At 67.8% G+C, this 13,137-nt stretch carries 10 protein-coding genes; 8 read left to right on the forward strand and 2 right to left on the reverse strand.

From position 1 onward, the window contains the following. Positions 1-122 precede the first annotated feature (122 nt). The 5 genes from D0C15_RS08635 (at position 123) to D0C15_RS08655 (ending at position 5,872) form a co-directional block, all read left to right on the forward strand. Positions 123-989, forward strand: a complete 867-nt coding sequence (locus D0C15_RS08635; protein WP_116042795.1) for an SDR family oxidoreductase — start codon at positions 123-125, stop codon at positions 987-989. A 38-nt stretch (positions 990-1,027) separates the two neighbouring features. Continuing rightward, entirely contained in the window at positions 1,028-1,861 is an 834-nt protein-coding gene (locus tag D0C15_RS08640) for an alpha/beta fold hydrolase (RefSeq protein WP_116042799.1), read from the forward strand. A 191-nt stretch (positions 1,862-2,052) separates the two neighbouring features. Continuing rightward, on the forward strand, positions 2,053-3,714 hold the full coding sequence (locus D0C15_RS08645; RefSeq protein WP_342768560.1) for a prenyltransferase/squalene oxidase repeat-containing protein: 1,662 nt from the start codon (positions 2,053-2,055) through the stop codon (positions 3,712-3,714). Beyond that, positions 3,711-4,955, forward strand: coding sequence for a cytochrome P450 (locus D0C15_RS08650; protein ID WP_211323129.1), 1,245 nt, complete (start codon positions 3,711-3,713; stop codon positions 4,953-4,955). Before D0C15_RS08645 ends, D0C15_RS08650 begins: the two co-directional genes overlap by 4 nt. Continuing rightward, the gene (locus D0C15_RS08655; RefSeq protein ID WP_116042594.1) at positions 4,943-5,872 is read left to right on the forward strand and encodes a UbiA family prenyltransferase; all 930 of its coding nucleotides are present in this window, start codon (positions 4,943-4,945) and stop codon (positions 5,870-5,872) included. Before D0C15_RS08650 ends, D0C15_RS08655 begins: the two co-directional genes overlap by 13 nt. A 79-nt stretch (positions 5,873-5,951) precedes the next feature. On the opposite strand, the gene D0C15_RS08660 is transcribed toward D0C15_RS08655, so the two are convergent. Continuing rightward, positions 5,952-6,758, reverse strand: a complete 807-nt coding sequence (locus D0C15_RS08660) for an SAM-dependent methyltransferase (protein WP_116042596.1) — start codon at positions 6,756-6,758, stop codon at positions 5,952-5,954. Between the two features lie 258 nt (positions 6,759-7,016). On the opposite strand from D0C15_RS08660, the gene D0C15_RS08665 reads away from it, so the two are divergent. From D0C15_RS08665 to D0C15_RS08675, 3 genes are read left to right on the forward strand one after another with little or no spacing between them, the layout of a single operon-like run. Further along, complete coding sequence (locus tag D0C15_RS08665) at positions 7,017-8,528, forward strand: dihydrolipoyl dehydrogenase family protein (protein WP_245975653.1); 1,512 nt, start codon at positions 7,017-7,019, stop codon at positions 8,526-8,528. Positions 8,529-8,532: 4 nt separating this feature from the next. Further along, on the forward strand, positions 8,533-9,477 hold the full coding sequence (locus D0C15_RS08670) for an RluA family pseudouridine synthase (protein ID WP_116042808.1): 945 nt from the start codon (positions 8,533-8,535) through the stop codon (positions 9,475-9,477). Between the two features lie 52 nt (positions 9,478-9,529). Next, a complete protein-coding gene (locus tag D0C15_RS08675; protein WP_116042598.1) occupies positions 9,530-10,381 on the forward strand; it encodes an SAM-dependent methyltransferase in 852 nt (283 codons plus the stop codon). Between the two features lie 226 nt (positions 10,382-10,607). Here D0C15_RS08675 and D0C15_RS08680 read toward each other — a convergent pair whose 3' ends face one another. After that, a complete protein-coding gene (locus D0C15_RS08680; protein ID WP_116042600.1) occupies positions 10,608-13,094 on the reverse strand; it encodes a DNA gyrase/topoisomerase IV subunit A in 2,487 nt (828 codons plus the stop codon). Positions 13,095-13,137: the final 43 nt, after the last annotated feature.

The raw sequence follows: 13,137 nt of genomic DNA on the forward strand, positions 1-13,137 counted from the left end.
TTGAGGTTTACGCGCAATCCCTTGTCCGGTCAACTTTCTTGACCTCTATCAATGTCGAGGTTCTAGTGTCGGCACTACCGGGACTTCCGGATGCCACGAACAAGCGAGAGGAACAGAACCCGATGTCGAAGCGGAACCCAGCAGATCCGGTACTTGTCATCGGTGCGACCGGCAACGTGGGCAGGCAGGTGGTACGCCAGCTGCTCGAAACGGGAGTCACGGTACGCGCGATGGTGAGAAACCCTGCCACAGCCGGGCTTCCGGAGCAGGCCGAGATCGTGGCCGGAGATCTCACCGACCCTGCGACCGTCACCGTCGCGGCACGGGGAGTTCGCGCCGTTTTCCTTGCCTGGCCCTTCGTCACCGCGGATGACGCACCGTCGGCGCTGGACGCCCTTGGCCCTGATGTCCGTCATGTGGTGTACCTGTCTTCGGCAGGCGCCGACCGGGCCGACGGCCCGGTCCGGTTCCACTACGAGCTGGAGCAACTGATCAGGCGGTCCGGACTGGAATGGACCTTCCTGCGGCCCAGCGGATTCGCCACCAACACTCTGGGCTGGGCCGAGCAGATCAGGCACGGAGACGTGGTCCGGTGGCCGTACGGTAAGGCCACGCGATCCCTGATCCACGAGGCGGACATCGCGGCCGTCGCCGTACTGGCCCTCACCGGCCCGGATCACAGCGGGGTCGTCCACGATCTGACCGGCCCTGAACAGCTGACCCAGATCGAGCAGGTCGAGGCGATCGGCGCCGCGATCGGGCGCCAGCTGAGCTACGAGGAAGTGCCGCGCGACACGGCACGGAAGGAGTTGCTCGCCAACTGGCCCGACGAGTTCGCCGAAGGCGCACTCGACGCCTGGGCTGGAATGGTCACCGATCCAGAGCCGGTCACCACGAACGTACGGGATGTGACGGGCAGGCCCGCGCGGACGTTCCAGCAGTGGGCCACGGATCACGCGGACGAGTTCCTCCTCGAACGCGCGGGCTGATCTCCTGGCTGCGGGACGCGGCGCTAGTGTCAGCGGTGATGATCGAGCAGCTGAGCATCCCCACCGCCGCAGGACACTTCGACGCGATCGCGTCCGGCCCCGCCGAGGGCAGGCCAGTACTGCTCCTACACGGATTTCCCGAGGCAGCGGTCGCCTGGGAACACCAGGTGGCCGCCCTCGGCGGGCACGGATACCGCGCCGTCGCACCCGACCAGCGGGGATACTCCCCCGGTGTCCGGCCGGAGCGGACCGCGGACTACGACATGGACGAACTGGTCGCCGACGTGCTGGCCATCGCGGACGCGCTCGACTGGAACCGGATGGACCTCGTTGGCCACGACTGTGGCGCGGGCGTCGCCTGGTCGGTCGCCGAGCAGTACCCGCAACGACTGCGTTCCCTCACGGCGGTCTCGATGCCCCACCCGGCCGCGCTCGCGGACGCCCAGCAGACCGACGAGGATCAGGCGCTGCGCTCGGGCTACCTCACGGAGTGGCGGCAGACCAGGACGACCGAGCGGCGAATGCTCGACAACGACGCGGAGGCACTGCGGCGGATGTTCGAATGGCGGATTCCGCCGAGCCGGGTCGAGGAGTACGTGCAGCGGCTGTCCGAGCCGGGCGCGTTGACCGCGGCGTTGAACTGGTATCGCGCCAACCGTCCAGGTGCGCGTATTGGCACGGTGTCCGTTCCGACGCTCTACGTCTGGAGCACCGATGACGTCGCGTTCGGTTCGACGGCGGCCCTCGACACCGGCAACTGGCTCACCGGCCCGTATCACTTCCACATGCTGGAGGACGTGTCCCACTGGGTGCCCGAGGAAGCCGCCGACACGCTGAGCGCACTACTACTGGAACAGCTGAACGCGCACTGAGCAGGCACGACCTCCCCTGCCCCGGTCACCGGACGCACTGCCGCACAGCGCTTTCCGCGCTACTGACACCAGTATCGCGCACCCTCCACACTGCGCCGAACGGACTACGACGGTGTTGCGCGTGCGATCTCGATGCTACTTTCGGTACTGCTCCGGTTACTCCCAATGCTGGTGCCGAACGGGGGAATGTCGTGACCTCGCGCAATCTGCACTACGACGAACTGGCCGCCACCGCAGCGAAGTTGTTGGCAGACATGAGGTCTGATCCCTCCGGCGACTTCTCGCCCTCGATCTACGAAACCGCGCGCCTGGTCGCACTCACACCATCGCTGAGCGGGCACCAGAAGCGGATCCGCTTCCTGCTGGATCAGCAGCGTGCCGACGGCAGTTGGGGCGGGCCGGACAGCTACTCCCTCATTCCCACGCTGAGCGCGACCGACGCACTCCTTGCCACCTCGCAACATGCGGGGACGAACGGTGGCATCGGCGCTGGTGAGGTCGTCCGAGCGGCAGAACGTGGGCTGTCCTGGCTCAGGCAGGCACTCGGGCCCGGCACGGTGGCGGTCCTTCCGGACACCGTGGCGGTGGAGATCCTCGCCCCCGGCCTGGTCTCGGCGATCAATCTGCGGCTGGACAGGTTGACGGCGCTGCCACCGGCCCACCTCGATCGCGAATGGACCCCGGGTCGCCTGAGTCCTCCGCCCGAATCCAGTTCAGCGTTACTGGACAGGATCCGCGAGGCCGTCCTCGATGGACGACACCTACCGGTCAAACTGCTGCACTCGCTGGAAGTTCTCGGATCGGATACGTGTGGCGCGGCCGTGCCCGTCGCGAGCTCAGGCAGTATCGGCTGCTCCCCAGCCGCCACCGCTGCCTGGCTCGGTGACGATCGGGTACGTCGCGGACATCCCTCCGTTCGATACCTGGAGCAGGTGCAGGAACCACACACTGGCGCCGTTCCGGTGGCGGCCCCACTCGGCCTCTTCGAACGCGCGTGGATTCTCGGCACGCTCGGCAGCACCGGGATCACCACCCTGGCGCCGCACGTACTGCTGGACAGTCTGCGAGAAGGGCTCGGCGACGACGGGGCCGCCGGCGGGGACGGACTCCCGCCGGACGCCGACGACACGGCGGCCGCGCTGTATGCGCTGGCGCTACACGGCCAGCCGCGACACGCTGGTCCGTTGTGGACTTACTGGACCGAGGAGAAAGGCGGGCACGTCAGCTGCTTTCCAGGCGAGCGAACGCCGTCGACAAGCACGAACGCACACGCACTGCAGGCCTTCGCCACCGCCGCAGATCCGGACACCGGCGACGCGCGGCGGCGGGCCAGTGCGATCCGGTCCATCGCGCACTGGCTGCGTGAGCAGCAGACACCGGATGGGTACTGGACGGACAAGTGGCACGCCTCGCCGTACTACGCCACGGCGTGTTGCACTGTGGCACTGGCGAAATACGGCGGGACAGAGGCGAAGGCGCCGGTCGCCGCGGCCGCGCGCTGGGCACTCGCGACGCAGCGGCCAGAGGGATCTTGGGGCCGCTGGTCGGGAACGTACGAGGAAACCGCTTACGCCGTGCAGATCCTCCTGTGCGCAGGCAGTCCGGTTGACGACGTGACCGCGGAGGCCGCGGCGCGCGGGTGCCGATACCTCGCGGAGAACGGCGACCTGACGGCGCATCCGCCGCTGTGGCACGACAAAGACCTGTACGTACCCACACGAATCGTGCGCACGGAAGGACTCGCGGCGTTGCACGCCGCCCGTTCGGACCCGCGCACGGCCGCACTGCTGCACGAGATCGGCGATCACAGTGGCCGCGAGAGCACGCGATCGGCCGGGAACGCGGTGTGCTGAACACGGTCGAACTCCACATGGCGCTGCGCACGCTACCGTTCCTGGACGCCAGATCCGATCTGCCGGAGGGAATGCTCGACCTGCGCACGGGACCCCGCCGCAAACTGCTCGTCTGGCACCCCGAAGCGTTGGAGTGGATCTTCCGCTCGGATCGCCGGCTGCTGCATCCAGGTAGCAACAGTCTCCTGCCCCTGTTCGGCGCAAGATCGCTCCTATGGGCCGAGGGCGAGCGGCATGCCGCCTACCGGAGGGTGCTCGGGCCGCCGCTGCGCGGCAGGCAGCTCACGGTCTACACAGAACTCATCGAGCGGATGACGCGAGAGTCCCTTGACACGCTGCAGGCAGGTTCGATGGTCGCACTGCCTTCGTGGTCGAGGCGAATCGCGCTTCGCATCGTCTCGGCCATCATTCTCGGCGCGGCGGACGAAGCCGCACTCGTCCCGTTCACTCGCTGGATCGACCTGGCTCTCGGGTCCCGCCGCAGGACCCTCGCCTATCGCTATCTCCGAGGCGGCCTTCCTCGCTCTCCGGCGCGACTCGACCGGGCACTGGTCCGGCAGGCGAAGGCGCACGGCAACAACACACCGCCGACGCTCGCCGCACTGATGCTCTCCGGCGATGAGCCACTCGGCGCGATCGACGACGGTGAGTTGCGCGATCAACTGGTGTCGCTCCTGTTCGCCGGCCACGAGACGACCGCGTCGGCGACGGCCTGGACGCTGTACCACCTCGCACGCGATCGTGGCCTCACAGCCGACGTTCGTGGCGAACTCGAGGCGGCAGGCGACGGCGGTGTCGACGCGAGCCGGGTTCCGTTGCTGCAGTCCGTGATCCAGGAGGCGCTGCGGCTGGCACCGCCGGTCACCGTCGCGGAGAACCGCACCCTCACCGAGGACACGGAACTGCTCGGCAGGCGGCTTCGGGCGGGCACCACGTTGACTCCCAGCATCTATCTCGCACACAGGCGAAGGGACAGCTTCGCCGATCCGCGCCGGTTCGATCCGGAACGTTTCCTCGGCGCGAAATCGAGTCCGCAGCACTACCTGCCCTTCGGTGGCGGGAGCCGGCACTGTCTCGGCAGCGGCCTCGCCCTGCTGGAGATCCGGATGATCACAGCGGCGGTGCTCGCGCGGCTGGACTGGGAGTGTGTCAATCCGCGGGCCGGGGTTCCCGAACTGCGCGGACATGCCATGGCCCCCTCGGCGAAGTTGCGAATGCGGGTGACGGCATGCCGAGTCTGACCGCGACGCCCGCGCCCGGGCTGTGGCGGAGCCTCGTCGTCCTGCACCGGCTCGAACACCCTCTGCCGATCATGTACCTCTGCTACGCGTCCTGGGGCGCCTGCTACGCCGCGGGCGGTGTACGTGGGCTGCTGCACCTGCCGGTACAGCTCGCGATTCCGGCGAACCTGCTGTTGCTGATCGGCGGACTCGCGCTCAACAACGCCGTGGACATCCCGACCGACCGACGGCACCAGGAGAAGTCCTACATCTCGGCCGCGGTGCTGCGCATCGGCGGGCGAAGGGCACTGCTGCTCGCACTGGCCGAGACGATCACGGGACTGACACTGTCCATTGTGGTCTCAACGATCACCGGTCGATGGGTGGTGACCGTATCGGCGCTGATGATCACGCTGCTGCACGCCCTCTACAACCTGCGGCCCGCACGCCTCAAGGGCCGCGGCCTGCTTGGCTCGGTCGCGTTCGGGCTGGCCGTGGTCACCGCGCCGTCCCTGCTGTCCCACACCGCGGTGAGTCAGAGTGTGCCGGGCTGGATCCTGGCGGTCTTCGCCGGAGCGAGCGTCCTCGCGGTGGGCAGGACGGTGTGGTGGTCGGCCCCGGACCGCGCCGCGGATCTCGGCAGTGGGGACGCCACTCCGGCCGTCCGCTACGGCGTGACGCGCACGCTCGCCCTGTCCTGTGTGCTGCTGCTGGCCGGTCTGGTGTTGCTCGGCGCGGGGCTGTGGGCGCATTTCGGGATCGTCGTCGCCGCGGCGGGCACCCTCGCGCACGGGGTGTTCACCGGTGCCGCGGCACTCCAGCTGTGGCGAACCACGCGGGGACTCGCACCGAGCGCTTCCGGGATGCGCAGACGAGCTCTGCCACTGGTGCTGGCGGGTGAACTGACGATCACGCTGATCCCGCTGGTGGCCGCCTGAGCTCCATCCCGCATCGCACTTTCCCGGGAAAGTGCGATGCGGGGTGGAGCGGCGGGAGGGCCCTGTCAGGGGCCGGGAGTCAGCTCTTGCGGCCGAGACCCGCGTGCACCTGGACCAGCTCCGGATTGCGAACGTGCTCGTCGGACGGGCCCGGTTTCCACAGGGGCACAGGGACAATGCCGGGCTCGACGAGTTCCAGCCCGGTGAAGAAACGGACCAGCTCACCAGGCTCGCGCAACGTCACCGCGGGTGGTGCACCGAACATCCGGCTGAAGAGGGTGAGTCCCTCCTGCAGTTGTTCGTCCTGGCTGAAGTGGGCGATCCCGAGGTAGCTACCGGAAGCCAGCGCGCTGGAGTAACTCGCGACCAGATCCGCTGGATCCTCCGAGTCCTGCAGGTGCAGCAGGAACTCGATCATCAGCACGGCGACCGGCTGGGCGAAGTCGATCAGCTCGTTGACCGCCGGCGCGCCGAGCACATCGTCTGTCCTGCGTACATCGGCGCGCAGCAACGTTACGTTGTCCACCCCCGCGAGCAGCTCGGCGCTGTCCTGTTCGATCGCCGGGTCGAGATCGACGTAGACGACCTTGGCGCCGGGATCGACCTCGTGTGCCACACGATGGACGGCGCCCACGTCGGGAATGCCCGAGCCCAGGTCGAGGAACTGCCGCACACCGCGTTCGATCAGGTACCGGACCAGCCTGCGGACGAACGCGTTCTGCGCCCGTACCAGGTAAGGCAGGTGCGGGGCGCAGACCACGATCTGCTCGGCGAAGCCCCGGTCGGCCTCGTCGTGATGGGTACCGCCGAGCCAGTAGTCACGAATACGGGCGATACTCGGCCGGGAAGTGTCCAGTTGCCCCGCGCCAGGACCGGGAAGTGCCACGTTCCGCCGCTCCCTCCAACGCTGCTGCCCGACCTACCGAAACGATCTTCAGCCGGCCAGGGCACAAGATCCTACTGCAGTTCGATTTCACCGGGGACAAGCCTGACGAGGACGTCACACTATCGTGGAACCAGCGGTTCTGGTGAACGAGTTGATCAGCGTGTTGGCCGCGAACCCGTCCTGGTCACGCGCCGGCACCGCGTCCCCCGCCGAATGCTGTGACACTGAGAACGCGACCACATGTACGACGGAGAGGGGATGGATCGGATGGCCTCGGTGGATCCGGATCGATCGGAGTGGGACGTCATCGTGCTCGGCGGAGCGGCAGCGGGGGAGAACGCCGCCCAGTACGCGACGCAGTTCTCCGGACTGGACGCCGTGCTGGTCGAGAACGCGCTGGTGGGTGGCGAGTGCTCGTACTGGGCCTGTATGCCCAGCAAGGCGCTGCTGCGCCCGGTCGAGGTCCTCGACAACGCACGACACCTGCCGGGCCTGTCCTCCGTGGTCGACGAGCTGAGCCTCGACGTCGACGCGGTACTCGCACGCCGGGACAAGATCGTCAGCAATCTCGACGACAAGGGCCAGGTGCGCTGGGCGCTCGGCGCGGGCATCGACGTCGTGCGCGGGTACGGCAGGCTGACCGGTGCACGCGGTATCGAGGTGACCGGTGAGGACGGGAACGTACGTACCCTCACCGCCCGGCACGCCGTAGTGCTCGACACCGGTTCCGCCGCCTCGATTCCGCCGGTCAACGGTTTGTCCGAGGCGCTGCCCTGGACCTCACGCGACGTGACCAACCTGCACGAGGTGCCCGGCCGGGTGGTGATCCTCGGCGGTGGAGTGGTCGCCTGCGAGGCGGCCACCTGGTTACGCGGTCTCGGGGTCGGCGAGTTGACCATCGTCAACCGGGGCGCGCGGCTACTCGCGGGCAACGAGCCGTTCGCCGGAGAGTTCGTGGCCGATCGCCTGCGCGCTGCGGGAGTGACAGTACGTACGGAACGCACGATGTCCGAGATCCGGCGCCAGGACGCACGCGACACCGGTGTCGGCAGGATTCACGGCGGTGAGCTGCGGGTGACCCTGGACGATGGCACCACGATCACCGCCGACGAGGTCGTCGTGGCGGCCGGGCGCGCCCCGAACAGCACCGACATCGGCCTCGACACGGTCGGGCTCGCACCCGGCGGTTACGTCGAGGTCGACGACCAGCAGACGGTGCGCGGAGTCGAGGGGCAGTGGTTGTACGCGATCGGTGATCTCTGCGGTAAGGCGCAGCTGACCCACATGGGCAAGTACCAGGCCAGGGTCGTCGGCGAGGTGATCGCGGCGCGGGCCAGGGGCGAACAGCTCGACGTGGGCGGATACGGCAGGCACACCTCGGCTGTCGGACACGAGACCGTGCCCCAGGTGACCTTCACCGATCCCGAGGTGGGCTCGGCAGGGCCGACCGAGCAGCAGGCTCGGGAGCGCGGTATCGACGTCGAGACCGTGGAGTACGACCTCGCCGCCCTCGCGGGAACGTTCCTGCTTCGCGAGGACTACAAGGGACGCGCGAAGCTGGTGCTCGACCGTGCGACGGACACGATCGTCGGCGCCACGTTCGTCGGCACCGGCATCGCCGACCTGGTTCACTCCGCGACGGTCGCCATCGTCGGCAAGGTGCCCGTCGCCGCGCTGTGGCACGCGGTGCCCAGCTACCCGACCCCGAGTGAGGTCTGGCTCCGGCTACTGGAAACCCTCCATGCCGACCGTCGCGGTGGCTCGGCGTGAACCCATGAGACGCAGACAGCCCGCGCCGCTGCCGCAGCGCGACGGTCTCGATCCCGCTCGGATGCGGATGCCGGTCGAGGGTGACTGGACGACGATCCGGGATCACCTGGTGGACCGGATACCGAAACTGGCACCCTCGCGAATCGACGAGATGTTCGCCGAACGCAGGTTCTTCGGCGAACACGGACCGCTCGACGCGGATGCGGCTTTCGTCCCCGGTTCGGTGATCTGGTTCCACCGCGACCTGCCCGACGAGGTCCCCGTGCCGTTCGAGATCGACATCGTGCACCGGGACGAGAACCTGCTCGTGGTGCACAAGCCGCATTTCCTGGCGACGATCCCGCGTGGGCAGCACATCGTCGAGACCGCGCTCGTCCGGCTGCGGCGCGATCTGGACCTGCCGCAGCTCAGCCCGGCGCACCGCCTGGACAGGGTGACGGCGGGACTCGTGATGTGGGTGATCCGGCCGGAGCACCGAGGGGCTTACCAGAACCTGTTCCGTGATCGGCTGGTACGCAAGGAGTACGAGGCGGTCGCGCCGTTCGACCCGGCTTTGGACCTGCCCCGCACGATCCGGAGCAGGATCGTGAAGGAACGTGGCGTGATCACGGCGCAGGAGGTGCCGGGACCACCGAACAGCGAGACCACCGTGGAGCTGATCGAGCAGGCAGGCGGGCTCGGGCTGTATCGACTGACCCCCGCGACCGGCCGGACGCATCAGCTCCGGCTGCATATGAGCAATCTCGGCGTGCCGATCCTCGGCGACGATTTCTATCCGGTGCTCACCGAGACCCCGCTCGACGACTTCAGCAGACCGCTGCAACTGCTGGCCAGGTCACTGGAGTTCACCGATCCCCTCACCGGCGAGGCACGCCGGTTCGAGTCGAAGGCGGATCTGCTGGCGTGGACCGACCTGGCGGGGTGGTCGGGCGCACACGACCCTCGATAGGGTGCGGTACACCGCTGAAAATTATTCATCATTTGTCCCACGAGGAGCACCGATGCCCGAGCCGAAGGACCCAGAGTTCATTCCAGAGGGCGTCGACCTCGAGCGGCCGAACCCGGCGCGAATCTACGACTGGTTCCTCGGCGGCTCCGCGAACTGGGCGATCGACCGCGCTTTCGGGGAGAAGGTGCTGGAAACCTTCCCGCAGGTGCGCACGATCGCCAGAACAGGGCGGGACTTCCTCGGGCGAGGCGTGCACTACCTGGCCCGGCAGGGCGTCACCCAGTTCCTCGATCTCGGGTCCGGCGTACCAACCGTCGGCAACGTGCACGAGATCGCCGAGTCGGTCCACCCCGACAGCCGCTGCGTCTACGTCGACAACGAACCCGTCGCGGTCGCACACTCCCGGGTCCTGCTGGAGCGCCACGGCGACCCCGCGAGGCACGCCGTACTGCACGGTGACCTCCGCCAGCCCGACGACATCTGGCGACGCGCGCTGGCGACCGGGGTCCTCGACCCCGAACAGCCCATCGGACTGATCGTCGTCGGCGTGCTGTACTTCCTCGGCCCGGACGACGACCCGCACGGCGTTCTGGCCCGCTACCGCGACCTGCTGCCCTCCGGCTCATACCTGCTGTCCTCCCACCTCACCGAGGACCAGGTGCCCGACGAGGGCGGCACCGAACGCGAAGCGGTCCGCCAGCAGTACCAGCGCTCCAGTTCGGAGCTGTACATGCGCGGCCGCGACGAGTTCACCGCCTTCTTCGACGGATTCGAACTCGTGGAACCCGGCGTCGTCTGGCTACCGGAATGGCACATCGACGAACGCGAGTCCAAAGCGAGCCGCAAATACGCCGGCAACCCGCAGGAAAGCAGCTCAATAGGCGCCCTAGCCCGAAAGCCCTAACCCGACTTGGCAGATCCAGGGCCCGACCTGGCAGATCCAGGGGCTGAGTTGGCAGATCCGGGGGCTGAGTTGGCAGATCCGGGGCCCGACTTGGCAGATCCAGGGGCTGAGTTGGCAGATCCGGGGCTAACTCACCCACCCGAACTGCAAACTCGGCCACCGGAAGTGCCAACTCGGCCGCCGGAAGTGCGAACTCGCGCCCTGGAAGTGCAAAGTCGGGAACTGGTCAGTCTCGTTCGATCAGATGCCCTACAACGTCCGGGCCTGGGTGGGCGGCGCCGGAGCCGTCGCGACGCTGATCGAGTTCGGGCAGCTCGACCGGCGAACCGTTGTCCGAGGAACCCGCGGGCCGCGGGCCGACCCATGCGACGGAAAGCCGCTGCTCGCCCTTGAGGAAACGGTGCGCCCGTACGCCGCCGGTGTTGCGGCCCTTGGCCGGGTACTCGGCGAACGGTGTCACCTTCACGCTCTGCCCGGTGGAGGTCACCACCATCGGTTCGCCGTGCTCGTCGTCGTCCGTGCCGACCGCACCGAAGAACACCACCTCGGTCTCCGCCCCGAGATTGATTCCCGCCATTCCGCCGCTCTTCAACCCCTGCGGCCGCACCAGGGAGGCCGCGTAGCGCAACAACGTCGCGCCGGAGGACACGAAAGTCAGCGACTCCGAACCGTCGGTCAGCCAGGTCGCACCCACGACCTCGTCGTCGTCCTTGAGGCCGATCACCTCGAACTCGTCGGACCTGACCGGCCATTCCGGCGAGCAGATCTTCACCACACCGTGGCGCGTGCCCAGCGCGAGCCCCGGGGAACCCGCTCCGCGCTCGCCGAGGGGCGCGATGCCAACGACCCGCTCCCCCTTGTCCAGCGGCACCAACTCCCGTGCCGCCATCCCGCCGCGCAGCGATACGGTGCCCGCCTGTTCCGGCAACACGGGCAGCGGCAGCACATCGGTCTTGAACGCGCGCCCCCGGTTGGTCACCAGCAGGATCTGCCCGCGCGCCGTCGAGTGCACCACCGCCGCGACGGCGTCGTGCTTGACCCTGCCGTTGCGCCTGCGCGCCTCGGAGGCCTCCTCCGACTCCGCCGCCGTCCTGGCGACGAGTCCGGTCGCGGAGAGGATCACCTGACACGGGTCGTCGGAAATCTCCAGCGGCCCGGACGGTTTCGACGCCGCCAGTACCTCCTTGAGGTCGCCGTCGATCAGCGAGGTCCGGCGCTCGGTCGGAAAGTCCTTGGCGATCCTGGCGAGTTCACCGGAGACCACCTTCTTCAGCACCGACTCGTCGTCGAGGATCTTCGACAGCTCCTCGATCTCCGCGCGCAGCCGCTCCTGCTCGGCCTCGAGTTCGATCCGGTCGTACTTGGTGAGCCGCCGCAGCGGGGTGTCGAGAATGTAGGTGGCTTGGATCTCCGAGAGCTTGAACCGCTTCATCAGCCCGTCCTTCGCGGCCTGCGCGTTCTCGCTCTCCCGGATCAGCTTGATCACCTTGTCGATGTCCAGCAGTGCCGTGAGCAGTCCCTCGACCAGGTGCAGACGCTCCTCGCGCTTGCGACGCCGATACTTCGTCCTGCGTGTGACCACCTCGTACCGGTGGGCGAGGAACACCTCCAGCAGCGCCTTGAGTCCGAGCGTCTGCGGCTGACCGTCCACCAGCACGAGGTTGTTGATGCCGAAAGACTGCTCCAACGGCGTGAGGCGGTACAGGTCGGCCAGCAACGCCTGCGGGTTCACCCCGACCTTGCACTCGATGACGAGCCGGGTGCCGTTCTCCCGGTCCGTCAGGTCCTTCACATCCGCGATCCCGGTGAGGCGCTTGGACTTGTTGACCTCGTCGGTGATCTTCTCGATGATCTTCTCCGGCCCGACGCCGTACGGCAGCTCGGTCACCGTGATCGCCTGCCTGCCTCGGCTGCCCTCCAACGGCCCGGTCTCGACCTTCGCGCGCATCCGGACGACACCACGGCCGGTCTCGTAAGCCCTGCGCACCTCGTCGAGTCCGAGCAGCATGCCACCGGTGGGCAGGTCGGGCCCCGGCACGAACTCCATCAGCTTATCCAGCGAGGCGCCCGGATGGTTGATCAGCCAGCGGGCCGCACCGATGATCTCGCCCAGGTTGTGCGGAATCATGTTGGTCGCCATACCGACGGCGATCCCGGACGTTCCGTTGACGAGCAGGTTCGGGAAGGACGCGGGCAGCACCGACGGCTCCTCGAGCGAACCGTCGTAGTTGGGCCGGAAATCGACCGTGTCCTCACCGAGCTCACCGACCAGCAGCATCGCCTCCGGCGACATCTTCGCCTCGGTGTACCGGCTCGCCGCAGGCCCGTCGTCCGGTGAACCGAAGTTCCCGTGCCCGTCCACCAATGGCACGTTCATCGAGAAGTCCTGGGCCAGCCGGACCATCGCGTCGTAGATCGCGGAGTCGCCGTGCGGGTGGTACTTACCCATCACGTCGCCGACCACCCTGGACGACTTCACGTACGCGTGCGTTGGCCGGTAACCGTTCTCGTTCATCGAGAACAGGATCCGGCGATGCACGGGCTTGAGGCCGTCGCGCGCGTCGGGCAGCGCCCTGGAGTGGATGACCGAATACGCGTACTCCAGGTAGGAGTCCTCGATCTCGGTCTTCACCGGATTGTCGAAAACGTGCGCCCCCGCCTGGTCGAAGGCGGCCGGATCGACCTTGGTCTGGGTGTTCTTACGGCGTGCCACTGCTGCGCACTCTCCTCTGTGTCCTATTCAAAAGTCGGGTGCG

Origin of the sequence: Amycolatopsis palatopharyngis (assembly GCF_003385185.1) — a bacterium.
GTDB classification, from domain to species: Bacteria; Actinomycetota; Actinomycetes; order Mycobacteriales; family Pseudonocardiaceae; genus Amycolatopsis; species Amycolatopsis palatopharyngis.

Excerpts from the sequence above, each read along its gene's own strand:
- D0C15_RS08665 (WP_245975653.1), top strand. The coding sequence starts at position 7,017 with ATGGATCGGATGGCCTCGGTGGATCCGGATCGATCGGAGTGGGACGTC.
- D0C15_RS08655 (WP_116042594.1), top strand. The coding sequence starts at position 4,943 with ATGCCGAGTCTGACCGCGACGCCCGCGCCCGGGCTGTGGCGGAGCCTC.
- D0C15_RS08640 (WP_116042799.1), top strand. The coding sequence starts at position 1,028 with ATGATCGAGCAGCTGAGCATCCCCACCGCCGCAGGACACTTCGACGCG.
- D0C15_RS08675 (WP_116042598.1), top strand. The coding sequence starts at position 9,530 with ATGCCCGAGCCGAAGGACCCAGAGTTCATTCCAGAGGGCGTCGACCTC.
- D0C15_RS08635 (WP_116042795.1), top strand. The coding sequence starts at position 123 with ATGTCGAAGCGGAACCCAGCAGATCCGGTACTTGTCATCGGTGCGACC.
- D0C15_RS08670 (WP_116042808.1), top strand. The coding sequence starts at position 8,533 with ATGAGACGCAGACAGCCCGCGCCGCTGCCGCAGCGCGACGGTCTCGAT.